Source organism: Azospirillum doebereinerae (genome assembly GCF_003989665.1).
GTDB classification, from domain to species: domain Bacteria; phylum Pseudomonadota; class Alphaproteobacteria; order Azospirillales; family Azospirillaceae; genus Azospirillum; species Azospirillum doebereinerae.
In genome coordinates, this window is the sequence record NZ_RZIJ01000038.1 from 15909 (window position 1) to 39089 (window position 23181).

Consider the following 23181-nt stretch of genomic DNA (forward strand, 5'->3'; position numbering starts at 1 on the left):
AAAACCCGTCAGATTTCTTGCAAGAGCGCACACTAGAGAAGGGCCGCCGCAGCCGAGGGCACGGCGGCGGCCTGGGAGGAGGCGGCCTGCTGCTGGGCTGGCTTGCCGGCTTCGGCCGCATGCCGGACAAAGGCGTCGCGGTACACTGAGGCGTCGAAGCCGAGTTCCTTCAACCGTGCGGAAGCGGCGCGATCCGCATCCTCTCCGTCATCCTTGGGCCTATCGAAAACGAGTTTGGTGCCCGGACGCCCGCCCGCCTCCTGAATCCTGGCGTTGGCGGCCGAGAAGGCGTTCCCCGCTTCGCGCGTGTTGGTCTTGAACGTCGCGTCGTCCACCTCTCCGGCCGCATAGGCCCGATCGTTCGCGCTCATGGCGTTCATGGCACGCTGCTCCTCGCGCAACAGGTCCGCCATCTTGCTGTCCATCGGCTTTGCCGTGGCTCCGCCCGGAAGCGGTTGCCCTCCGGGCGATCCGGTGTTCGCCGCCGCCCGATCGAGCCCCGCCTCCTTGGCGAGCTGGTTCAGGCCACGAACCGCGTCGTCGGCGCTCAAGGCCCCGGAATTCACCAGCCCCTCCAACAGCGCGAGGTCCGGCGCCGTGGCCCCGCACCGTCGTTCGCGTGTGCGCCTTCCAAGCGGCCCCGTCCCCTGAAGGGTGAGGAAGGGGCGCTCTCGGCTCTCCGTCCTTTCAGCCCCCCGTCTTGACGATCCCCCGGTCGCGCGCCGGGCCGGCGCCGTGCCCCATGCGCTGGCGCAGGAAGGCCACGACCTCCGGCGAATCCCACTCCACCGCGCCCTCGACGCGGCCCAGCTCGCGGCCCTCCTGGTCGACCAGCAAGGTCGTCGGCAGCCCGCGCAAGCCCAGCACCTGCATCGAGGCGCTGCCGGGATCGAGGAACAGCGCCAGATGGCCCACCCCGGTCTTCGCGTAGAACGGCTCGACCGCCCCCCGCCCGCCCCGGTCCAGCGACAGCGCCACCACCTGGAAGGCGTCACCCCCCAACTGCGCCTGGAGGCGGTCGAGCGACGGCATCTCCTTCACGCAGGGACCGCACCACGTCGCCCACAGGTTCAGCAGCACCAGCTTGCCGGTGAAGGCATCGAGATCGACGCGGCGCCCCTCGCCGTCGACGAAGGCCAGCGGCGGCACCGGCTTGGGCGCCTCGGCACCGCGGAACTTGTCCAGCCCGGCGACCAGGGTCGCCCCGGCCGGGGGTGCCGCCGGAGACGCGTCGGGGGCGCCCAGCCGGAGAACCTCCGGGGCGGCGGGACCGGCCGCGGCGCTCCACCACAGGCCGACGCCCGCCAGACACACACAAACCGTTGCGGTGGCCGCCAAAGTCCGCATACTCACGCTTCCTCGCTCCCCTTACCCGAATGCCGTCGACATGAGCGCCGAACACGCCCCGCAAGACACCGCTGTTGCCGACACCGCCGCCGCTGCCCCCGCCGCCAGCCAGATGTGGGGCGGCCGCTTCGCGCGCGGCCCCGCCGCCATCATGGAGAAGATCAACGCCTCCATCGGCTTCGACAAGCGGCTCGCCGACCAGGACATCGCCGGGTCGAAGGCCCACGCCGCGATGCTGGCCAAGCAGGGCATCATAACCCAGGCCGACGCCGACGCCATCCGCGACGGGCTGGACCGGGTGAAAGAAGAGATTGACGCCGGCGCCTTCACCTTCAAGGTGGAGCTGGAAGACATCCACATGAACGTCGAGGCCCGTCTGGCCGAGCTGATCGGCGAGCCGGCCAAGCGCCTGCACACCGGCCGCTCGCGCAACGACCAGGTGGCGACCGACTTCAAGCTGTGGGTGCGCGACGCGCTGGACCGGCTCGACGCCGGGCTGACCGCGCTGCAGACCGCGCTGATCGACCTGGCCGAGCAGAACACCGACACGGTGATGCCCGGCTTCACCCATCTCCAGGCGGCGCAGCCGGTGTCCTTCGGCCACCATCTGCTGGCCTATGTCGAGATGTTCGGGCGCGACCGGGGCCGCATGCGCGACGCCCGCGCCCGGCTGAACGAATGCCCGCTGGGATCGGCGGCGCTGGCCGGCACGCCCTACCCCATCGACCGCTTCATGACGGCCGAGGCGCTGGGCTTCAACCGCCCGACCGCCAACTCGCTGGACGCGGTGTCCGACCGCGACTTCGCGCTGGAGTATCTGGCGGCGGCGTCGATCTGCGCCACCCACCTGTCGCGCTTCGCGGAAGAGATCGTGATCTGGTGCTCCGCCCAGTTCCGCTTCATCCGGCTGTCGGACGCCTACACCACCGGCTCCTCGATCATGCCGCAGAAGAAGAACCCCGACGCGGCCGAGCTGGTGCGCGCCAAGGCGGGCCGGGTGATCGGCACGCTGACCGGGCTTCTGGTCGTCATGAAGGGCCTGCCGCTGGCCTATTCCAAGGACATGCAGGAAGACAAGGAGCCGGTCTTCGAGACCGACGACACGCTGGCGCTGTGCATCGCGGCGGCCGAGGGCATGGTCCGCGACATGCAGCCGAACAAGCCGGCGATGCGCGAGGCGGCCGACCGCGGCTTCCTGAACGCCACCGACCTCGCCGACTGGCTGGTGCGCGAGCTGGACATGCCGTTCCGCGAGGCGCACCACGTCACCGGCCGCGCCGTGAAGGCGGCGGAGGACCGCCGCGTCGGACTGACCGACCTCAGCCTGGCCGAACTCCAGGCCATCGAGCCGCGCATCACCGAGGCGGTCTACCCGGCGCTGAGCATCGAGACGTCGCTGGACAGCCGGCGCAGCTTCGGCGGCGCCTCCCCAATCCGCGTCAAGGAGGCGGTGAAGGCCGCTCGGGAGCGTTTCCTGTGAGGCATCCGATCATGCGCCCGGTCACGATGGCCGTCCTCGGGCTGGCCTGCGCGCTGGCGCTGTCGGGCTGCGGCAAGAAGCCCAAATACGTCGACACCCCGCCGGCCGACGGGCAGACCGATCCCTTCCCGCACCAATACCCCAACCCGTCGCTCGATCCCAAGCCGGGCCAGCCCGCCCCCGGAGTCCGCTTCCCATGACCGCCCGCAGCAGCTCCTTCCAGGGCAGCTCCCCCATGAGCGTCCTCGCCTACCGCGACGGAATCCTGCACGCCGAGTCGGTGTCGCTGGACGCGGTCGCGCGGGAGGTCGGGACGCCGTTCTACCTCTACTCCACGGCGGCGCTGGAGGCGCATTACAGCGCCTACGCCGGCGCCTTCGCGGGCCAGGACGCCGGGGTGTGCTACGCGCTGAAGGCGAACTCCAACCTCGCGGTGGTGCGCACCTTCGCGCGGCTGGGCGCCGGCGGCGACGTGGTGTCGGTCGGCGAGATGAAGCGGGCGCTGGCCGGCGGCATCCCGGCCGAGCGCATCGTCTTCTCCGGCGTCGGCAAGACCAGGGACGAGATGCGTCAGGCGCTGGAGGCCGGCATCCACCAGCTCAACGTCGAATCCATCCCGGAGCTGGAGGCGCTGAGCGAGGTCGCGGCCAGCCTGGGCGTCGAGGCGCCGGTCGCCTTCCGCGTCAACCCCGACGTGGACGCCAAGACCCACGCCAAGATCTCGACCGGCAAGAAGGAGAACAAGTTCGGCATCGACCACGACCAGGCGCGCGAGGTCTACCGCCGCGCCGCGTCGCTGCCGGGCATCAAGGCGGTCGGTATCGCGGTCCACATCGGCTCGCAGATGACCGACCTCGCGCCCTTCCGCGCCGCCTACGAGCGGGTCGCGGCGCTGCTGCACCAGCTGCGCGAGGACGGGCACGACATCCAGCGCCTCGACCTCGGCGGGGGCCTGGGCATCACCTACAAGAGCGAGGCGCCGCCCGATCTGGCCGACTACGCGGCGATGGTGCGCTCGATCACCGGCAACCTCGGCTGCCGCATCACGCTGGAGCCGGGGCGCTCGCTGGTCGGCAACGCCGGCATCTTGGTCAGCCGGGTCATCTACGTGAAGCAGGGGCTGCACCGCCGCTTCGCCATCGTCGACGCGGCGATGAACGACTTGATCCGCCCGTCGCTCTACGAGGCGTATCACGGCATCGTCCCGGTCGCCGAACCGGCGAAGGGCGCCGCGCTGAAGCCCTACGACGTGGTCGGTCCGGTCTGCGAGAGCGGCGACACCTTCGCGGTGCAACGCCCGCTGCCGCCGCTGGCCGACGAGGATCTGGTGGCCTTCCTGTCGGCCGGCGCCTACGGCGCGGTGATGGCGTCGACCTACAACACCCGCCCGCTGATCCCGGAGGTGCTGGTCAACGGCGACCGCTTCGCCGTGATCCGCCCCCGCCCGACGGTCGAGGAGATGCTGGCGGCCGAACGGATTCCGGACTGGCTGTGAGGGCGAGGGTTCTTCCTGTCCCCGCGGCTTCCCCCTCTCCCCGTTATAGGCAGGGCGATCGCCTTTGTCTCCCTCTCCCGCCCCGGGAGAGGGAAGGGGCCCGCCGCGCAGCGGTGGGAAGGGTGAGGGGCTATCGGAACATGGATTCCATACCACGCCCGATAGCCCCTCACCCTCCCCACCTTCGGCGGGTCCCCTCCCTCTCCCGGGACGGGAGAGGGCTTTGGCGCCAGATGCGATCCCTCTGCCCCGAGAGAGGGAGAGAACAGAGCGCGGGGGGCGCGGGGACGTGTCTCTGACCGCCCGCCGCCCCGCCCTCGACGCCGCGCGGGGGGTGGCGCTGGTCGCCATGGCCGTCTATCACGGCTGCTGGGACCTGACCTTCCACGGGCTGGCGTCCTTCGACCTGCTGGGCGACCCGCTTTGGCTGACCGCCCGCACCCTCATCCTGTCGAGCTTCCTGCTGCTGGCCGGAGTCAGCCTCGTGCTGGCGACCGGGGGCGGGCTCGACGCCAAGCGTTTCCTTAGCCGCCTCGCGCGGCTGGCCGCCGCCGCCGGGGCGGTGTCGGCGGCGTCCTACATCCTGTTCCCCGACAGCCCGATCTTCTTCGGCGTCCTGCACCACATGGCGGCGGCGAGCGTCATCGGGCTGGCCTTCGTCCGGCTGCCGGCGGCGCTGACCCTGGCCGCCGCCGTGGCCGCCGTCCTGGCGGGGGAACACCTCGCCGTCCCGGCCTTCGACAGCCCGTGGCTGCGCTGGATCGGCCTGACGACGGTGCCGCCGAACTCCAACGATTTCGTGCCGCTGCTGCCTTGGATCGGCGGCGTCCTCGCCGGCATCGGGCTGGCCCGGCTGTGGCCCGGCATCGGCACGGGGCCGTCCGGGCCGAACCTCCTTACCCGAGCCCTTGCCTGGGCCGGGCGCCACAGCCTCGCCGTCTACCTGATCCACCAACCGCTGCTGTTCGGCCTGTTCTGGCTGGTCGCGCAAGGTGTGGGGATGGACACGCCGCAGGCGCGGAACTTCCACGCCTCCTGCGTCGCCAGTTGCACCCAGACCGGCGCCGAGGCGGGCTTGTGCGACAGCAACTGCCTCTGCGTGCGGACCGAGCTGACCAAGGCCGGGCTGTGGGACCGGTTCATCGCCAACCGGCTCGACGACCAGGGACGGCGCCGCGTCGGCGACGCCGTGCTGGCCTGCGGACCGCAGCGCTAGCCGTCAGGCCCGCCGCTTGCCCAGCGTGTCGGCGACGTAGGCGTCGCGCTGGCCCATCGGCTTCTCGTGCACCGTGTCCTGCTTGGTGGTGTCGCGGGCGGTCTGGTGTTCGATCTCGGCGTTCAGTTCCGCCCCCAGCAGCACGACGTAGGAGCTGAGGTTGAACCACAGCAGCAGCACGACCACGGCGCCGACCGACCCGTAGGTCTCGTTGTAGCTGCCGAAATGCGAGACATAGACCGAGAATCCGGCCGATCCCAGCAGCCAGACGATGGTCGCCACCGCCGACCCCCAGCTGACCCAGCGCCATTTCGGCTCGCGCCGGTCGGGGGCGTAGCGGTAGAGCACCGCCAGCACGCCCATCACCGCCACCGCCAGGATCGGCCAGCGGGCGAGGCTCGCCGCCCAGCCGATGATGCTGTCCTGCAAGCCGACGATGGCGATGGCCGCCGGCACCGCGACGATCAGCACCAGCGTCAGGATGACGAACACCAGCCCGGCGAAGGTCAGCGCCAACGACAGGGCGGCCAGCGTGAAGAAGCCGCGCCGCTCCTCCTCGCCATAGGCGATGTTCAGCGCCGACACCAGCGAGTTGGTGCCGCGCGACGCGCTCCACAGCGTCAGCAGCAGACCGAAGATCACGCCGAAGCCCAACCCCTGCGAGGGAGCCGACGCGACCTTGTGCGCCTGGTCGCTGAGGATCGACATCGCTTCGGGCGGCAGCAGCCCGGCCAGCTGGCCGACCTGGCTCTCGATCACGCTGGCGTCGGCGACGAGACCGTAGATCGAGACCATCGCCGCGATGGCGGGGAAGATCGCCAGCAGCCCGTAATAGGCGACGCCGGCCGCGAGCATCGACACGTTGTCCTTGGACTGCTCCTCCCAGGTCCGCCAGAGGATGTCCTTCCACCCGGCCTTGGGAATCGCGCTCGGCGTGTCGGCGTTGCGGCCATGCCCGTCGCCTTGCCGGACGCCATTCCGGTCGTTGGCGGCGATGCGGGCTTTGGCGTAGTGGTGACGGCGGCTCAAGCCCAGCATCGTCCGGCCCTCCCCTTACGCCACGGCTTCGCGGAGCGCGCCGACCCGGTGGCGCACCGTCTCGACCTCGTGGAACTGGGCGCCGATGGCGACCTGGAGATGCTCGGGCAGCGGCTGGCGCAGCGCGTCGCGGAACAGCGACAGCGTGCCCTCCAGCCCGCCTTCCAGGCCCAGCAGAACGCCCGAGCGGGCCCGCGTGCCGTCGAAGGCGTCGTGCAGGCCGTGCCAGACCGGGTGGAGATCCTCGTCCGCCCCCAGCGAACCGCCGTAGCGCGGCAGCTCGCTCTCCAGCGCGGTGGCGCTGCGGTCGAGCTGGTCGGCGACCTGGGTCAGCCGCCCGGACAGGGCGGTGTCGTCGATCACCATGTCGGCGCGGCGGAAGCCGGTGGCGCCGTGGCGGCAGGACTGGATCAGCCCGATCAGCAGCAGGCGGGCGCGCTGGTCGCTCAACGCCGTGCCGGGGGAGGTGCCGGGTTCGAGGTCGTCGAAGGAGGTCGTGACCTCCGGCGTGCGGGACACCGCCCAGGCCAGCCACAGGGCGCCGACGCCCATCAGGGCCACGGGAATCGGGTTGGCGCGGATGGCGCGGGCGATGCGGCCGGACGTGCCGGCGCCGCCGCCCTGGATCACGTCGCGCACCACCTCGGCGACGCCGCCGCCCATCTGGCCGGGCGAGAGGCGGAACTCGATCTCGTCGATCACCGAATCCATGCGCGATCGGATGTCGCCGATCTCACGCTCGATGTCCTCGGGGCGGCGCGCATCGGTGGAGCCGGCGCGCGGGGGAGCGGGTGGAATCGCGTCGTTGTGCTGGGTCATGCCGGACATCTCCCTGGAGGCTGCCGGCAAGGAACGCGCCGCCGGGCCGAAGGTTCCGGCCCGGCGGCGCGTCACAGGGTCACATCAGATGGGAGAAGGCCAGAACCTCGACGCTGCCGCGGTAGATCATGTCGAACGCGACGTAGGCGATGATGACGAGGCCGATGTAGGCGATCCAATGGAAGCGGCCCAGCAACCGGGCGATCAGGCTCGCGGCGGCCCCCATCAACGCCACCGACAGCAGCAGGCCCAGCGCCAGCACCCACAGATGGTCACGCGCGGCGCCGGCCACCGCCAGCACGTTGTCGAGCGACATCGACACGTCGGCGACGATCACCTCCCAGACGGCGGTGCCGACGGCCTTGCCGCCCCCGGCGGCGGCGGTGGCGGCGGCCACGGCGGCCTCCTCCTCCGACATGAGGGCGGCGGCCTGCGCCTCCTCCCGCTGGGACCGCAGCTCGCGGAACAGCTTCCAGCACACCCACAGCAGCAGCAGCCCGCCGGCCAGCGTCAGACCGATCACCGCCAGCAGCTGCGTGGTCAGCAGCGCGAAGATGATGCGCAGGACGACGGCGGCGGCGATGCCCCAGAAGATGACCTTGGCGCGCTGCTCCTTCGCGACACCGGCGGCCGCCATGCCGACCACGATGGCGTTGTCGCCGGCCAGGACCAGATCGATGAAAATGACTTGCCCAAGGGCGATCAGTTCCGGAATCAACGAATCCACGGTGGTTCTCAGCGTCAGTTGTCAGACAGGTTGAAGCCCAGCCCTATATCGCGTGAGCAAGGACCCGCGCAACCCTTCCCGGCATCCGAGACCGAAAATTACGGGACCACGTGTCGGACCCGCATCAACCCCTCCGCATCATCCGCCATCGCCCGCTTGCCGCACCCGCGCCACCGCGTTCCGCCAGCCGGCGTAGAGCCGGTCGCGCTTGGCGGCCTCCATGCGCGGCTCGAAGCGGCGCTGCGAGCGCCACGCCGCCGACACCGACTCCAGCCCGTCGAACACCCCCACCCGCAGCGCGGCGAGGCAGGCGGCGCCGAGCGCCGTGGTCTCGATCACCTCGGGGCGCTCGACCGGCATGTCCAGCAGATCGGCCAGGAACTGGCAGAGCCAGTCGTTCGCCGCCATGCCGCCGTCCACGCGCAGCGCGTTGATGGTGCCGCCCCAGTCGCCGGCCATCGCGTCCGTCAGGTCGCGGGTCTGGTAGGCGACGGCCTCCAGCGCGGCGCGGGCGATGTGGGCGGGGCCGACGTCCAGCGTCATGCCGAAGATCGCGGCGCGCGCGGCCGAATCCCAGTGCGGGGCGCCGAGGCCGACGAAGGCCGGGACGAAATAGACCCCGTGGCTGTCGGGCACGCGGGTCGCCAGATCGTCGGTCTGGCTGGCGTGGGTGATGATCCCCAGCCCGTCGCGCAGCCATTTGATCGCGGCCCCGGCCACGAAGATCGAGCCCTCCTGGGCGTAGCTCGCCACGCCGTCCAGCCGGTAGGCCACCGTGGTCAGCAGGCGGTTCTTGGACACCACCGGCGTCGTCCCGGTGTTGATCAGCGCGAAGCAGCCGGTGCCGTAGGTGGATTTCGCCATGCCCGGCGTCAGGCAGGCCTGCCCGAAGGCCGCCGCCTGTTGGTCGCCGGCCACGCCGGCGATGGGGATCGGGCGGCCGAGCAATTCGCCTTCGGTGGCGCCGAAATCGTCGGAGCTGTCCAGCACGCGCGGCAGCATGGCGCGCGGCACGCGGAACAGGGCGAGCAATTCCTCGTCCCAGTCCTGGGCGTGGATGTCGAACAGCATGCTGCGCGACGCGTTGGTCGCGTCGGTGGCGTGGACGGCCTTGCCGGTCAAATGGAAGATCAGGAAGCTGTCGATGGTGCCGAAGCACAGCTCGCCGCGCTCGGCCCGCGCGCGGGCTCCGGGCACATGGTCGAGGATCCAGGCGATCTTGGTCGCGGAGAAATAGGCGTCGATCAGCAGGCCGGTCTTGGCGCGCACGGTTTCGGAATTTCCGGACGCGATCAGATCCTGGCAGAGCGCGGCGGTGCGGCGGTCCTGCCAGACGATGGCGCGGTGGATCGGCTCGCCGGTGGCGCGGTCCCAGACCACGGTGGTCTCGCGCTGGTTGGTGATGCCGATGGCGGCGATGGAGGACACCGGCACGCCGGACTTTTCCACCGCCTCGCGGGCGACGAGGCGGACGTCGCGCAGGATGTCGGCGGGGTCGTGCTCGACCCAGCCGTCGCCGGGGTAGTGCTGGGGGAACTCCCGCCGGGCCTCGGCCAGCGGCGTGCCGCGACCGTCGAACAGGATGGCCCGCGACGAGGTGGTGCCCTGGTCGATGGCGAGGATGTGGCCGGTCCGGCTCATGGATGCGTTTCCCCAAATGTCTTCGCGTCGCCGATAGCCCTCTCCCGCCCCGGGAGAGGGAGGGGACCCGCGAAGCGGGGAGGGTGAGGGGCTATCGGAACATGGATTTCGTACCACGCCCGATAGCCCCTCACCCTTCCCACCGCTGCGCGGCGGGCCCCTTCCCTCTCCCGGGACGGGAGAGGGAGAGAAAGGCGGCCCTTACTGGGCGCGGCCTTCCTTCCAGGCCTTCAGCAGGTCGTCGTAGGCGATGGTCTGGCCCTTGGGCTTCTCGTTGTCGAGCTTGGCCTTGGGCGCGCCGGGGGCGGCGAACCACTCCTTGGCGTCCTTCTTCGGGTTCAGCTTGGGCGCGCAGTCGCCGCCGATGTTGGCGCGCTCCATGCGGGCCATCACCTGCTCCATCTGGTCGGCGAGGTTGTCCATCGCCTGCTGCGGGGTGCGCTCACCCGTCACCGCCTCGGCGATGTTCTGCCACCACAGCGGGGCCAGCTTCGGGTAGTCCGGCACGTTGGTGCCGGTCGGCGACCACGCCACGCGGGCCGGGCTGCGGTAGAACTCGACCAGACCGCCCAGCTTGGGCGCCGCCGCCGTCATCGCGTCGGACTTGATGTCGCTCTCGCGGATCGGGGTCAGGCCGACCAGCGTCTTCTTCAGCGACGCCGTCTTCGATACCGTGAACTGGGCGTAGAGCCACGCCGCCTTGCGGCGCTCGGCCGGCGTGGACTTCAGCAGGGTCCAGGACCCGACGTCCTGGTAGCCCAGCTTCATGCCCTGCTCCCAATAGGGGCCGTGCGGCGAGGGGGCCATGCGCCACTTCGGCGTGCCGTCGGCGTTGACCACCGGCAGGCCGGGCTTGGTCATGTCGGCGGTGAACGCGGTGTACCAGAAGATCTGCTGCGCGACCGCGCCCTGCGCCGGCACCGGGCCGGATTCGGAGAAGGTCATGCCTCCGGCCTCGGGGGGCGCGTATTTCTTCAGCCAGTCGATGTACTTGGTCAGCGAGTAGACCGCCGCCGGGCCGTTGGTGTCGCCGCCGCGCGCGACCGACGCGCCGGCCGGGCGGCAGCCCTCGACGCGGATGCCCCACTCGTCCACCGGCAGGCCGTTGGGCAGGCCCTTGTCGCCGGCGCCGGCCATCGACAGCCACGCGTCGGTGAAGCGCCAGCCGAGCGACGGGTCCTTCTTGCCGTAATCCATGTGGCCGTAGACGCGGACGCCGTCGATCTCCTTCACGTCGTTGCTGAAGAACTCGGCGATGTCCTCATAGGCCGACCAGTCGAGCGGGACGCCCAGCTCGTAGCCGTACTTGGCCTTGAACTTCTCCTTCAGATCGGGACGGGCGAACCAGTCGGCGCGGAACCAGTAGAGGTTGGCGAACTGCTGGTCGGGAAGCTGGTAGAGCTTGCCGTCCGGCCCGGTGGTGAAGCTGGTGCCGATGAAGTCCTTCACGTCCAGCGTCGGCAGGGTGACGTCCTTGCCCTCGCCGGTCATGTAGTCGGACAGCGCGACCGCCTGCCCGTAGCGCACATGGGTGCCGATCAGGTCGCTGTCGTTGATGTAGGCGTCGTAGACGTTGCGGCCCGACTGCATCTGGGTCTGCAGCTTCTCGATGACGTCGCCTTCCTGGATCAGGTCGTGCTTGAGCTTGATCCCGGTCAGGTCGCTGAACAGCTTGGCGAGAGTCTTCGATTCGAACTCGTGCGTCGTCAGGGTCTCGGAGACGACGTTGATGTCCATGCCCTTGAACGGTTCCGCCGCCTTGACGAACCACTCCAGCTCCTTCATCTGCTCGTCCTTGGAGAGCGTGGAGGGCTGCAGCTCCTCGATGATCTTCTTGGCGACGGCCTCCTGCTCGGGCGTCAAGGCGGCCGCCGGCGCGGCCGAGGCCATGGCGAGCAGCACGCCGATACCGCCGGCCATCACCGCGCCGGTCAGGCGGCGGCGCAGGGTCGGGGCCTTGTTCGTTTCCTGAAGCATGATTCCTCCCAGTTGGGTCGTCTTTGATTGGGTCGAGCGTTAAGTCCGAGCCCTTCTCCCCTTGCGGGAGAAGGGTTGGGATGAGGGGTATTCGCCGAAGGCGAAACGAGCTTGCGTCCCCCTCACCCCAACCCCTCTCCCGCAAGGGGAGAGGGGCTTTTTGGGATCCCTTGTCGTTTCAGCCGAACCGGATGACCAGGGCAGTCCACACCAGCGAGACCGCCAAGGCCCCCCACAGCGTGGAATCGGTCGCCGCCAGCCATCCCAGATGGAGGAAGGCGCTGCCCAGAAGCCCGATGAACAGACGGTCGCCGCGCGTCGTGCGCATCGGCAGGAAACCCTTGGTCTCGGCGGTGGGGGAGAGCACCTCCCACACCGTCATCGCCGTCAGCATCAGGGCGATGCCGATGAAGAAGAGCGCGGTCGGCATCGTCCACGCCATCCATTGGAAGTCCATGGCCGGAAAGCCTCCCTCAGACGCGGCCCAGGGCGAAGCCCTTGGCGATGTAGTTGCGGACGAACCAGATCACCAGTGCGCCCGGCAGGATGGTCAGCACCCCCGCCGCCGCCAGCAGCCCCCAGTCCATGCCCGACGCGCTGACCGTGCGGGTCATGGTCGCGGCGATCGGCTTGGCGTCCACCGAGGTCAGGGTGCGGGCCAGAAGCAGTTCCACCCAGCTGAACATGAAGCAGAAGAAGGCGGTGACGCCGACCCCGGCGCGGATCATCGGCAGGAACACCGTGGTGAAGAAGCGCGGGAAGCTGTAGCCGTCGATGTAGGCCATCTCGTCGATCTCGCGCGGCACGCCGGACATGAAGCCTTCCAGGATCCACACCGCCAGCGGCACGTTGAACAGGCAATGCGCCAGCGCCACCGCGATGTGCGTGTCGAACAGCCCGACCGTCGAGTAGAGCTGGAAGAAGGGCAGCAGGAACACGGCCGGCGGCGCCATCTTGTTGGTCAGCAGCCAGAAGAAGACGTGCTTGTCGCCGATGAAGCGGTAGCGCGAGAAGGCGTAGGCCGCCGGAAGCGCCACCAGCAGCGAGATGATCGTGTTCAGCGTGACGTAGTGGATCGAGTTGATGTAGCCGCCGTACCAGCTCGGATCGGTGAAGATGGTGACGTAGTTGCGGAGCGTCGGGTTGTGCGGGAACAGCGTCAGGCCCGACAGGATCTCCTCGTTCGTCTTGAACGACATGTTGACCATCCAGTAGATGGGCAGCATCAGGAAGACGATGTAGAGCACGAGGATGATCGTCCGGCGCGACACCCGCGCCTGCGACCGGCGGATGTTGGCGGGTGTGGCGAGCGCCCCCGGCGCCAGCACAGCGGTCTTCATGACTTGTCTCCCTCGCCGGTGCGCATGATGACGGTGTAGAAGATGAAGCTGAACAGCAGAACGATCAGGAAGTAGATGATCGAGAAGGCCGCGGCCTTGCCGATGTCGAACTGCCCCACCGCCATCTGCGTCAAATACTGGCTGAGGAAGGTGGTGGAGTTGCCGGGACCGCCGCCGGTCAGCACGAAGGGTTCCGTGTAGATCATGAAGCTGTCCATGAAGCGCAGCAGCACCGCGATCACCAGAACGCCCCGCATCTTCGGCAGTTGGATGTAGCGGAACACCGCCCATTTCGACGCGCCGTCGATCTTGGCCGCCTGGTAGAAGGCCGGCGGGATCGATTGCAGCCCGGCGTAGCACAGCAGCGCGACCAGGCTGGTCCAGTGCCACACGTCCATCACCAGCACCGTCACCCAGGCGTCGATCGAGTTGCTGGTGTAGTTGTAGTTGATCCCCAGCGCCCGGAAGGTGGCGCCGGCCAGCCCGATGTCGCCACGCCCGAAGATCTGCCAGATGGTGCCGACCACGTTGAACGGGATCAGCAGCGGCAGCGCCAGCAGCACCAGCGTCAGCGAGGTCTTGGCGCTGCGCCCGCCCGGCATGCCGAGCGCGATGACGATGCCCAGCGGGATCTCGATGGCGAGCACTGCCAGCGAATAGATGACCTGCCGGACCAGCGCGTCGTGCAGCCGGGTGTCGGCCAGCACGGTGGTGAACCACTCGGTCCCGACGAAGAGGGTCTGGCCGGGGCCGAAGATTTCCTGGACCGAGTAGTTGACGACCGTCATCAGCGGCAGGATCGCGCTGAAGGCGACGATGACGAAGACGGGGACGATCAGGAACCAAGCCCGGTTGTCCTGGACCTTATCCATGGTGCCGGCTCCTCAAGAGACCAGATGGCTGTCGCGGTAGAGCTTGGTCCACCGGGTGGGGAAGCGGATGGCGGCGTCGAGCGCCGGGACCTCCTGGTCCTCGGACAGCCGCGCCTTCAGCGTGTGGGAGCCCATGCGCAGCGTCGCCAGCTTCGAGGTGCCGAGGTCGTCCACCCCGACCACCTGCACCGGGATCGCCCCGGCGGTGCCGGTGCGGGTCAGCTCGACGAATTCCGGGCGAATGCCGAGTTCGAACGTGCCCCCGACGTTCGGGATGGCGCGGTCGGCCAGCGGGATGGCGATGCCCTCGACCAGCGCGTGGTCGCCGCCCAGCGTGCAGGGCATCAGGTTGATGCCGGGGCTGCCGATGAAGTAGCCGACGAAGGTGTGCTCGGGATTCTCGAACAGCTCCTGCGGGGTGCCGAGTTGGACCATGGCGCCCTCGTGCATCACCGCGACCTTGTCGGCGAAGGTCAGCGCCTCCACTTGGTCGTGGGTCACGTAGATCATGGTCAGGCGGTATTCCTCGTGGATCTGACGCAGCTTGCGGCGCAGGATCCATTTGGTGTGGGGGTCGATGACCGTCAGCGGCTCGTCGAACAGGATCGCCGCCACGTCCGAGCGCACCAGCCCGCGCCCCATCGAGATCTTCTGCTTGGCGTCGGGCGTCAGCCGCTGGGCGCGCTTCTTCAGGTCGGCGGTCAGGTCCAGCGCCTCGGCGACCTGCCGCACCCGGCGGTCCACGTCCGCTTCCGGGACCTTGCGGTTGCGCAGGGGGAAGGCGAGGTTCTCGTACACCGTCATGGTGTCGTAAATCACCGGGAACTGGAACACCTGGGCGATGTTGCGCTCCTCGGGCGTGCAGCGGGTCACGTCCAGCCCGTCGAACAGCACCCGCCCTTCGCTGGGCACCAGCAGGCCGGAGATGATGTTCAGCAGCGTGGACTTGCCGCAGCCCGACGGCCCCAGCAGGGCGTAGGCCTTGCCGTCCTCCCACTCCTGCGACAGCCGGCGCAGCGCGTAGTCGGTCGGCTTGCTCGGGTGCGGGTGGTAGGAGTGGCCGAGGTTGTCGAAATGGATGGTCGCCATGGTTCCCGTCCCCTCACGCGATGTTGCGCAGCAGGCCGCGCCGGCCGTGCGGGGCGGCGACGAGCTGGCCGCCCGTGGAAAAGACCAGGATGCGGTCGGGGTCGGCGTAGACCTGGATCTCCGACCCGATGGGGTGGGTGTGGACGCCCTCCTCCCGCGCGATCAGGGTGGTCTCGCCGTGGCGCAGGTGAACGTAGGTCTCCGAGCCGCTGATCTCCGACAGCTCGACCCGGCCCCGGATCGGCACCAGCCGGTCGGAGCGGCGCAGCACCGTCAGGTGGTTGGCGCGGATGCCGACGCGGCAGGGACCGGCCGGCAGGTTGCGGTCGTGGGCCGACAGCGGCAGGTTGGTGCCGTCCGCCAGCGCCACCCGGTCGTTGGTGAGGATCGCCTCCACCACGTTCATCGGCGGGTCGCTGAACACGGCGGCGCATTCCTCGCTGAGCGGCGCGTGGAAGACCTCCGACGTCGGGCCGGTCTGGAGCAGCCGCCCCTCGTGCAGCACCGTCACCGAACCGCCGAGGATCAGCGCCTCCTGCGGCTCGGTGGTGGCGTAGACCACCGTCGTCTTGCCGTCGGAGAAGATCTCGCGCAGTTCGGCGCGCAGTTCCTCGCGCAGCTTGTAGTCGAGGTTGACCAGCGGCTCGTCGAGCAGCAGCAGGCCCGCCCCCTTCACCAGCGCGCGGGCGATGGCGCAGCGCTGCTGCTGGCCGCCCGACAGCTCCGCCGGCAGGCGTTGCAGGTAGGGGTCGATGCGCAGCATCGCGGCGGTGCCCCGGACCTTGCGGTCGATCTCGTCGGCCGGCTTGCCCTGGCGGCGCAGCGGCGAGGCGATGTTGTCGTAGACCGTCATCGCCGGGTAGTTGATGAACTGCTGGTAGACCATCGCGATGTCGCGGTGGCGCACCGAGGCCCCGGTCACGTCCTTGCCGTTCTCGAACACGCGGCCCGCCGTGGGCGCGTCGAGCCCGGCCATCAGCCGCATCAGCGTCGTCTTCCCGGCCAGCGTGCGGCCGAGCAGGACGTTGAAGCTTCCCGGACGCAGCTCCAGCGACAGGGGGTGGAGGTGCTGGTCCGCGCCGACCCGTTTGGCGACGCCGTCGAGTGTGAGTGTCACCGCTGTCCTCCCATCGACCGCCGCCCGGCTTCGGGGGCCGCCGTTCCTTCGTTCCGGCGCCGGTCGAACCACGCGCCGATGGCGTCCCGGATCGTGGCGTCCAGGTGCAGCCCAAGCTTCGAGCGCCGCCACAGGAAGTCGTCGCCGCTCCGCGCGAACTCCTCCCGCAGGGCGTAGTCGAGTTCCGCCTCGTAGACCCCGCCGCCGAAGTCGTGGCCGAGATCGGCGAGGCTTTCGGAAGCGCCCAGCAGCCGCTCCACCCGCGTGCCGTAGGCGCGCGCCAGCCGCAGGGCCAGCGCGTCGGGCAGCCAGGGGCGGCGCTGGCGCAAGCCCGCCAGGAAGGCGGCGAAATCGGCGTTGGCGATGTCGCCGCCGGGCAGCGGGCGGTCGGCGGTCCAGCTTCCGCCGGTCCGGCCCAGCGCCTTCAGCAGCTTGTCGGTCGCCTCCTCCGCCAGACGGCGGAAGGTGGTGATCTTGCCGCCGAAGATCGACAGCATCGGCGCCTGACCGGCCGGCTGGTCGACCTCCAGCACGTAGTCGCGGGTGACGGCGGACGCGCTGCCGCTCTCGTCGTCGAACAGCGGGCGGACGCCGCTGTAGGTCCACACCACCTCGGACTCCGTCACCGGGGCTTTCAGGTAGCGCGACACCGCGCGGCACAGATAGGCGATCTCGTCCGGGCTGATGGCGACGGCGCCCGGATCCCCGGAATAGTCGAGATCCGTCGTGCCGATCAGCGTGAAGTCGCGCTCGTAGGGGATGGCGAAGACGATGCGGCGGTCGTCGTTCTGGAAGATGTAGGCGTGGTCGCCCTCGAACTTCCTGGGCACGACGATGTGGCTGCCCTTCACCAGACGGACCGACTTCTCCACCGTGACGCCGGTGCGCTTGGTGATGACGTCGCGCACCCAGGGACCGGCGGCGTTGACCAGCGCGCGGGCGCGCACGGTCCGCGTCTCGCCGGTGTCCGCCGAGACCAGCTTCGCCATCCAGTGCCCGTCCACCCGCGTCGCCTTCTCGCAGCGGGTGCGGGTCAGGATCTCGGCGCCGCGCTCGCGCGCGTCGATGGCGTTGAGGATGACCAGACGGCTGTCCTCGACCCAGCAATCCGAATATTCGAACGCCTTGGCGAAACCGCCGTTCAGCGGCCTGCCCACCGGGTGGGTGGTCAGATCGACCCCGTGCGAACCGGGAAGCAGGTTGCGCTTTCCCAAATGATCGTAAAGGAACAGGCCGATGCGCACCATCCAGGCCGGGCGCATGGAGCTGTCGTGCGGCAGGATGAAGCGCAGCGGCCAGATGATGTGCGGGGCCGCGCGCAACAGAACCTCGCGCTCCTGCAACGCCTCGCGCACCAGCCGGAACTCGTAGTATTCGAGATAGCGCAGGCCGCCGTGGATCAGCTTGGTGCTGGCCGAGGAGGTGGCGCCCGCGAGGTCGCCCTGTTCGCACAGCACCACCGACAACCCGCGCCCGATCGCGTCGCGGGCGATGCCCGCGCCGTTCACGCCACCGCCGACGATCAGCAGATCGACCGTATCGCTGGAAGCGTTCGCCATGGTTCCTCTCCGCATCGTGCCGGCCCGGAGCCTGTCCGTCAGGCTGGGGCGCGATTGCTTTCGTTTCGGAACATAGAATGTTCGTTTGCGATTGGAAAGGGAAATGTTTGTTCAACGGACCATGGATGGAGGCTACGCCCAAACCGGTGCCTTGCCTATGGGAAATCCGAGGGGTGGGGGCGCCGGCCCGGATCGGCCTAACCCCAAGGTTTTTCCGTTTTCGCAACGCAACATGCTTGTGCCACGAACAATGTTGCGCCTAGGCTGACGTTCGGTTCGCACACGACGCGTTTTCGCTTTGAGCGTTTGCGCGCATCGGCTTCACTGCCGCTCCCCGGCCCGCCCCCCTTCCATCGGAGATCCGAAATCATGGACGCCGAACGCCGCCAGCAGGAGATCGTCGCCCTGGTCCACGCCAAGGGCATGGTCCAGATCCAGTGGCTGGCCGAGCATTTCGACGTCACGCCGCAGACCATCCGCCGCGACATCGAACACCTCGCCGGGCAGTCGGCGGTGCGCCGCTTCCGGGGCGGCGTCACCGTGCCGTCCAGCGTCGAGAACATCGCCTACACCACCCGCCAGACCCTGATGGCGGAGGAGAAGCGCCGCATCGCCGAACTGGCCGCCCGCCACGTGCCGGAGGACGCCTCGCTGTTCCTCAACATCGGCACGACGACGGAGGCGGTGGCCCAGGCGCTGCTCGGCCACAAGCGGCTGCGGGTGCTGACCAACAACCTGAACGTCGCGACGATCCTGCACAAGAACACCAACTTCGCGCTGTCCATCGCGGGGGGCCAGGTGCGCGAGCGCGACGGCGGCGTCATCGGCGAGGCGACGGTGGAGTTCATCCGCCGCTACAAGGTGGACATCGGCATCATCGGCATCAGCGGCATCGACAGCGAAGGCGACCTGCTGGACTACGACGAGCAGGAGGTCCGCGTCGCCCGCGCCATCATCGAAAGCTCGCGCCGGGTCTTCCTGGTGACCGACCACACCAAGTTCGGCCGCAACGCGATGATCCGCATGGCGGACGTGGGCGTTCTCGACGACCTGTTCACCGACCGCCTGCCGCCGCCCGAACTGATGGAGGTGCTGACCGCCGCCGACTGCCAGGTCCACGTCGCCGACGGATCGGAGGGCGTGGCCGCCGTCGAGGACACCGCCTTCGACGAGTGAAACGCATCCGGGGAATCCGCTTGTGGAACCTCCGCCCCACTCCCAATCTGTCATGGGGGCGGCCACGGGATACGGGCGTCCCATCCATCGGAAGGACAGGTGTGCGGTGATCATCGAAAGCGACCTCAAGCTCGACTTCAAGGACGTGCTGATCCGTCCCAAGCGCAGCACGCTGCAAAGCCGCAACGACGTGAACGTCAACCGGACCTTCACCTTCCTGCACAACCAGCGCGACTGGACCGGCTTCCCGCTGATCGCCGCCAACATGGACGTGGTCGGCACCATGGCGGTGGCGCGCGCCCTGTCGCGCTTCGGCGCGATGACCGCGCTGCACAAGCACTACAAGCCCGACGAGTTGATCACCTTCTTCCAGGAGACCGACACCGGCAACGTGTTCTACTCGCTGGGCACCACCGAGGCCGATTACGAGAAGTTCCAGGCGGTGAAGGCCAAGGCCCCGGTGGGCAAGGTCTGCCTGGACGTCGCCAACGGCTACACCGAGCGTTTCGTCGAGGTCACCCGCCGCATGCGCGACGAGAACCCGGACATCGTCATCATGGCCGGCAACGTGGTGACCGGCGACATGACCGAGGCGCTGCTGCTGGCCGGGGCCGACATCGTGAAGGTCGGCATCGGTCCGGGCTCGGTCTGCACCACCCGCAAGATGACCGGCGTCGGCTACCCGCAGCTTTCCGCCATCATCGAATGCGCCGACGCCGCCCACGGCCTGAAGGGGCAGGTCTGCGGCGACGGCGGCTGCACGGTGCCGGGCGACATCTCCAAGGCCTACGGCGCCGGCGCCGACTTCGTCATGCTGGGCGGCATGCTGGCCGGCCACGACGAATGCGAGGGCGACATCCGCTTCGAGGAGCGCGACGGCCAGCGCGTGCCGACCACCATGACCTTCTACGGCATGTCCTCCGACACGGCGATGCACAAGTACGCGGGCGGCGTTGCCTCCTACCGCGCGTCGGAGGGCAAGACAGTGGAGGTCCCCTACCGCGGCCCCATCGACGGCACCATGCAGGAGATCATGGGCGGTGTGCGCAGCATGATGACCTACATCGGCGCAACAAAGCTCAAAGAGGTGTCCAAACGCACAACATTCGTGCGTGTAGGCGCGCAGCTGAACAACGTTTTCGGTGGTTGATAGCTGAGATGGATCGCTGCCGAGAGCGTTTCGAGGCGGCGATCCAAGGCCTGAACCGAGGTTTATAGACCCCAAATTATATTCGGTTATATTCAGCGTTTTGGGCGATACCCCCAACTATACCCTCATCAGGCAAGGTCAGTGGTGACATCCCTCACCCGAGGCAAAATGTTGCCCTCAACGGCCCACTGAGCCCCGCTCCGCACAATTTCCATCTCCATCGCCGGGCCCCGCGTCCTTCCAAACTGCGCGATCATGTCATGGGGGAGCTTCAGGATCTCGATTTCCAGAGGTCCGGTGTGGAGGACAGTCGTGACGATGCAGTCGGAATATCGGTTCGGGATATAAAGGCGGTATTCGTCCCGGTTCAGCATCTCGGACGGCGCCGCGCAGATTTTCCGCATCTTGCCGTTTAGGATGACATAGAACCCCGCGAAGTCGTCAGGGGATCCGGCCTCGGGGATGGCAATGTTCGCCCCGTTCAGCTGCATGAATCCAGCCAGAACCGTGGCGGCACCACTTTGCAGCGCTGAGGCGCGAGCCGAAATTCCGGTATCGGCCGAAATTCCGAACGCAAGCCAACCTTCATCGACCTTCAAAAGCTCGGCCAGAGCCCGCATTTTCTCATTGCGTGGAATGACCTCGCCCGCCATCCATTTGCGGACGGTCTCTTTTGTCACCTCGATGTTGAAGTCCTTTTCGAGGTGATGCTTGAACCACATCAACCGGCCCTTGTTGAGTTGCGGGACAAGGCCGCTGTCATCGCTCGCGTCGCGGAATCGCTTGGCAAAATCCAGATGACGATAGGCGGTAGCCTTCGCCGGAGCTGGCCTTAGGGCAATTTCCTTACCTTTTTCCTCGGCCATGTCCCTGCCTCAAATGTCTGCTGCCACTGACATTGGGAGCGCACACTTGACCTGTCAAGTAATACGTTATTTCGGTCCTCTCAAACGGACACGCACCGAGTTGATGATTCGGTCCTGTGTCGCCGCTCGGTCCGTAAGCAGAGGTAGAATATCCTCGTCGTACGTATCCTTTGCGATAATATGGTGATTGTATACCGTATTTTTCCGACCCGACCTGTGCAGCCTTTTGTTAAACTGTTGATAGAGCTCCAGATCGGGCTTAAGTCCATACCAGACCGAGATATTTCCTCCCTTTTAGACGTTCTGGCCGTGCCCGATGGAGTTTGGATGGGCCAGCATCAGATCGATCTTCCCCTTGTTCCAGCGCTCCTTCGTCCTCCGAACGTCGGTTTCGCCAAACACCACGGCCTTCTTGAAGACTTTCCGAATGCATGAAAGGTCAAATTTGAAGCTGTAGGCGACAAGAACCGGCGCACCGTTGGCTTCTTCGATAATATTTTCCAGAGCCTCTAATTTTTCGTCGTGGATCCACACATCGCGGCCATCCTCATCATACATGCTCCCGTTCGAGAATTGCAGAAGCTTGCAGGCAAGGACCCCGCGATTGACCGCTTCAATGTCGTATAGTTCTGAAACCAGAGTTTTCTCGAAGCGCCGGTACTCCTGCATGTTTTTTTCGGGTAAAGTCACTTTAATCTCGTTATCGACGCGCGGAGGAGATCGACGCAGTCCGACTCGTCCAGGCTGAACATGATGTCGGAGAGGCGATCCATGATCTGCGTCTCCGCTCCAGGCCGCGGCTCAAGGTTCCAACCCATGTGGTCCTTCGTGAACCATCGGGTCTCGAACCAGTGCTTCTTATCGCCGAGGCGTTGCCCGCCGTCCGCGACCTTGGCAAGGCCCCACAGATTGCGCAGCCCCTTCGGTGTCGGTGTGCCGGTGGCGAGAACGACCCGGCTGGCGTACTTGCGGGCCTTCACCGCCACGCCGAAGCGGGTGATCTGCTTAGTGCCGGTTCGCATTTGGCCGTTCTTGAACATGCTCGCCTCATCGACCACCAGCATGTCGTAGGGCCAGCGGCGGCCCTGGCCGAAAAACTCCCAGAGCCAGGGGAGCGCTTCCTTGTTGACGATATGGACCTCGGTGTCCGAGGACGCCAGCTTCGCCCGATGCCACGCTTTGTAGGCGGTCGCCCGTTTGCCGGCGAAGGATTGGGCCTCCTTGCTGTCGAGGCCGATCAGGCGGCAGGCGGTCTCGTAGGCGTCCCTGCGGGCGGCCACCACCTCGGGATCGTCGTCCTCGACCCGGATCAGCGTCCAGGTCAGGAGTCGGGTGTGCTCCCACTCCTCGATTTCATCGGGCCATGTCGCCGATGCGACAAGACGGGGGGCGATGATCAGCACCTTCCGAACCGCCTCATCGTTGAGGAGGTCGAGGACCGCGGTGAGGATCGTCGCTGTTTTGCCACTTCCCATCGGAAGGGCGAGGATGAGCGACGGGAGCCGTTTGATCTTGTTGACGAAAATCCGCTGGTAGCTGCGGAGTTCACCCCGACCCCGGACGACGGGCGCGCTCATATGAAGTCGTCCTCCTCCCACGAGAGCCGGCTCCGGGAGCGCGACAAGATCCCAATGCCGCCCTCGACTGCATATTTCGGCGGAAAGCACCCAGCGGGAACGGCGGAAAGCGCCCGGGCAGAACGGTGAAAGCGCCCAGCCGTTTCGGTGAATTCGCCCACCCGTAGGGGTGGTGGTGTCAGGGTCCGAACCAGCCTTTGGCATCCCCATGATCTTTCCACGGCACAGGCCAAGGAGGATCGGGATGCCCCGAGCGAGGTCGGACATGCGGCGGATCAGAGAAGTCCTTCGTCTGCGGGATGAGTTCGGCGCCAGCCAACGGCAGATTGCCGATGCCTGCCGGCTGCCGCGCAGCACCGTGCGCGATTACCTGGATCGGCTACGGGCCTTTGGGCTGCGGTACGCGGATGTGCTGGGGTGGACGGACGTCGAGTTGGAGGAGCGGCTGTTCCCGCCTCCGGTCACGTCGTCGCGCCCGGTGCCCGACTGGCGGCACATCAGCCGTGAACTCAGCCGCCGTGGCGTAACGCTGCGGCTGCTGTGGGAGGAATACCTGGAGGTCCATCCCGGCGGCTATCGTTACACCCAATTCGTCCAGCATTTCCGGGCATGGCAGGGAGAGGTGGCCGCAGAAAACTGGTTCTCCCGCACTTTGCGTGGATCAGGCTGCGAGGAGGACGCGACGGCGCAGCAAA

23 protein-coding genes are annotated in these 23181 nt (G+C 67.8%); 7 read left to right on the forward strand and 16 right to left on the reverse strand.

The genetic code is table 11. The features are described from left to right. Nucleotides 1-32: 32 nt before the first annotated feature. Nucleotides 33-551 (reverse strand): hypothetical protein, encoded by a 519-nt coding sequence (locus EJ913_RS28655; RefSeq protein WP_127004410.1) that lies wholly within the window; start codon nucleotides 549-551, stop codon nucleotides 33-35. Between the two features lie 136 nt (nucleotides 552-687). Next, the gene (locus tag EJ913_RS28660; protein WP_127004412.1) at nucleotides 688-1347 is read right to left on the reverse strand and encodes a TlpA family protein disulfide reductase; all 660 of its coding nucleotides are present in this window, start codon (nucleotides 1345-1347) and stop codon (nucleotides 688-690) included. Between the two features lie 40 nt (nucleotides 1348-1387). Here EJ913_RS28660 and argH point away from each other — a divergent pair, with 40 nt between their 5' ends. The 4 genes from argH (at nucleotide 1388) to EJ913_RS28680 (ending at nucleotide 5538) form a co-directional block, all read left to right on the forward strand. Next, nucleotides 1388-2827 (forward strand): argininosuccinate lyase, encoded by a 1440-nt coding sequence (gene argH / locus EJ913_RS28665; RefSeq protein WP_185909987.1) that lies wholly within the window; start codon nucleotides 1388-1390, stop codon nucleotides 2825-2827. Between the two features lie 11 nt (nucleotides 2828-2838). After that, the gene (locus EJ913_RS28670) at nucleotides 2839-3027 is read left to right on the forward strand and encodes a hypothetical protein (RefSeq protein WP_238521932.1); all 189 of its coding nucleotides are present in this window, start codon (nucleotides 2839-2841) and stop codon (nucleotides 3025-3027) included. A gap of 35 nt (nucleotides 3028-3062) precedes the next feature. Beyond that, a complete protein-coding gene (lysA, locus tag EJ913_RS28675; protein ID WP_127004452.1) occupies nucleotides 3063-4322 on the forward strand; it encodes a diaminopimelate decarboxylase in 1260 nt (419 codons plus the stop codon). 289 nt (nucleotides 4323-4611) lie between these two features. Then, nucleotides 4612-5538, forward strand: coding sequence for an acetyltransferase domain-containing protein (locus tag EJ913_RS28680; protein ID WP_244939538.1), 927 nt, complete (start codon nucleotides 4612-4614; stop codon nucleotides 5536-5538). 3 nt (nucleotides 5539-5541) lie between these two features. On the opposite strand, the gene EJ913_RS28685 is transcribed toward EJ913_RS28680, so the two are convergent. The 11 genes from EJ913_RS28685 to glpD all read right to left on the reverse strand — a co-directional run bounded on the left by EJ913_RS28685 (nucleotide 5542) and on the right by glpD (nucleotide 17717). Beyond that, the gene (locus EJ913_RS28685) at nucleotides 5542-6576 is read right to left on the reverse strand and encodes a YihY/virulence factor BrkB family protein (RefSeq protein ID WP_127004414.1); all 1035 of its coding nucleotides are present in this window, start codon (nucleotides 6574-6576) and stop codon (nucleotides 5542-5544) included. A gap of 15 nt (nucleotides 6577-6591) precedes the next feature. Continuing rightward, nucleotides 6592-7395: a DUF3618 domain-containing protein gene (locus tag EJ913_RS28690; protein WP_127004416.1), complete on the reverse strand. Its 804-nt coding sequence runs from the start codon at nucleotides 7393-7395 to the stop codon at nucleotides 6592-6594. A 79-nt stretch (nucleotides 7396-7474) separates the two neighbouring features. Continuing rightward, nucleotides 7475-8122, reverse strand: a complete 648-nt coding sequence (locus tag EJ913_RS28695; protein WP_127004418.1) for a YjbE family putative metal transport protein — start codon at nucleotides 8120-8122, stop codon at nucleotides 7475-7477. Between the two features lie 138 nt (nucleotides 8123-8260). Further along, a complete protein-coding gene (gene glpK, locus EJ913_RS28700) occupies nucleotides 8261-9763 on the reverse strand; it encodes a glycerol kinase GlpK (RefSeq protein ID WP_127004420.1) in 1503 nt (500 codons plus the stop codon). Between the two features lie 201 nt (nucleotides 9764-9964). Then, the gene (locus tag EJ913_RS28705; RefSeq protein WP_244939539.1) at nucleotides 9965-11740 is read right to left on the reverse strand and encodes an ABC transporter substrate-binding protein; all 1776 of its coding nucleotides are present in this window, start codon (nucleotides 11738-11740) and stop codon (nucleotides 9965-9967) included. Nucleotides 11741-11918: 178 nt separating this feature from the next. After that, nucleotides 11919-12197 (reverse strand): DUF2160 domain-containing protein, encoded by a 279-nt coding sequence (locus EJ913_RS28715; RefSeq protein ID WP_127004422.1) that lies wholly within the window; start codon nucleotides 12195-12197, stop codon nucleotides 11919-11921. Nucleotides 12198-12213: 16 nt separating this feature from the next. Further along, nucleotides 12214-12966 carry a carbohydrate ABC transporter permease gene (locus EJ913_RS28720; RefSeq protein WP_238521943.1) on the reverse strand — a complete coding sequence of 251 codons (753 nt, stop codon included), beginning with the start codon at nucleotides 12964-12966 and terminating at the stop codon, nucleotides 12214-12216. A 110-nt stretch (nucleotides 12967-13076) separates the two neighbouring features. Then, the gene (locus EJ913_RS28725) at nucleotides 13077-13952 is read right to left on the reverse strand and encodes a carbohydrate ABC transporter permease (RefSeq protein WP_127004426.1); all 876 of its coding nucleotides are present in this window, start codon (nucleotides 13950-13952) and stop codon (nucleotides 13077-13079) included. Between the two features lie 12 nt (nucleotides 13953-13964). Continuing rightward, nucleotides 13965-15041 carry an ABC transporter ATP-binding protein gene (locus tag EJ913_RS28730; RefSeq protein ID WP_127004428.1) on the reverse strand — a complete coding sequence of 359 codons (1077 nt, stop codon included), beginning with the start codon at nucleotides 15039-15041 and terminating at the stop codon, nucleotides 13965-13967. Between the two features lie 13 nt (nucleotides 15042-15054). After that, nucleotides 15055-16158 (reverse strand): ABC transporter ATP-binding protein, encoded by a 1104-nt coding sequence (locus EJ913_RS28735; protein WP_127004430.1) that lies wholly within the window; start codon nucleotides 16156-16158, stop codon nucleotides 15055-15057. Continuing rightward, nucleotides 16155-17717 (reverse strand): glycerol-3-phosphate dehydrogenase, encoded by a 1563-nt coding sequence (gene glpD, locus EJ913_RS28740; RefSeq protein WP_127004432.1) that lies wholly within the window; start codon nucleotides 17715-17717, stop codon nucleotides 16155-16157. Before glpD ends, EJ913_RS28735 begins: the two co-directional genes overlap by 4 nt. 369 nt (nucleotides 17718-18086) lie before the next feature. Here glpD and EJ913_RS28745 point away from each other — a divergent pair, with 369 nt between their 5' ends. Beyond that, complete coding sequence (locus EJ913_RS28745) at nucleotides 18087-18893, forward strand: DeoR family transcriptional regulator (protein WP_127004434.1); 807 nt, start codon at nucleotides 18087-18089, stop codon at nucleotides 18891-18893. A gap of 106 nt (nucleotides 18894-18999) precedes the next feature. After that, nucleotides 19000-20043: a GMP reductase gene (locus EJ913_RS28750; RefSeq protein ID WP_127004436.1), complete on the forward strand. Its 1044-nt coding sequence runs from the start codon at nucleotides 19000-19002 to the stop codon at nucleotides 20041-20043. A 128-nt stretch (nucleotides 20044-20171) separates the two neighbouring features. On the opposite strand, the gene EJ913_RS28755 is transcribed toward EJ913_RS28750, so the two are convergent. From EJ913_RS28755 to EJ913_RS28765, 3 genes are all read right to left on the reverse strand, one after another. Then, on the reverse strand, nucleotides 20172-20909 hold the full coding sequence (locus EJ913_RS28755; protein ID WP_127004438.1) for a helix-turn-helix domain-containing protein: 738 nt from the start codon (nucleotides 20907-20909) through the stop codon (nucleotides 20172-20174). A 294-nt stretch (nucleotides 20910-21203) separates the two neighbouring features. After that, entirely contained in the window at nucleotides 21204-21578 is a 375-nt protein-coding gene (locus EJ913_RS28760) for a hypothetical protein (RefSeq protein WP_127004440.1), read from the reverse strand. A 17-nt stretch (nucleotides 21579-21595) separates the two neighbouring features. Further along, nucleotides 21596-22486 (reverse strand): SNF2-related protein, encoded by an 891-nt coding sequence (locus EJ913_RS28765; protein ID WP_127004442.1) that lies wholly within the window; start codon nucleotides 22484-22486, stop codon nucleotides 21596-21598. A gap of 244 nt (nucleotides 22487-22730) precedes the next feature. Here EJ913_RS28765 and EJ913_RS28775 point away from each other — a divergent pair. Continuing rightward, nucleotides 22731-23181: helix-turn-helix domain-containing protein (locus tag EJ913_RS28775; RefSeq protein WP_244939540.1), on the forward strand; the 451-nt coding region annotated here is incomplete at its 3' end.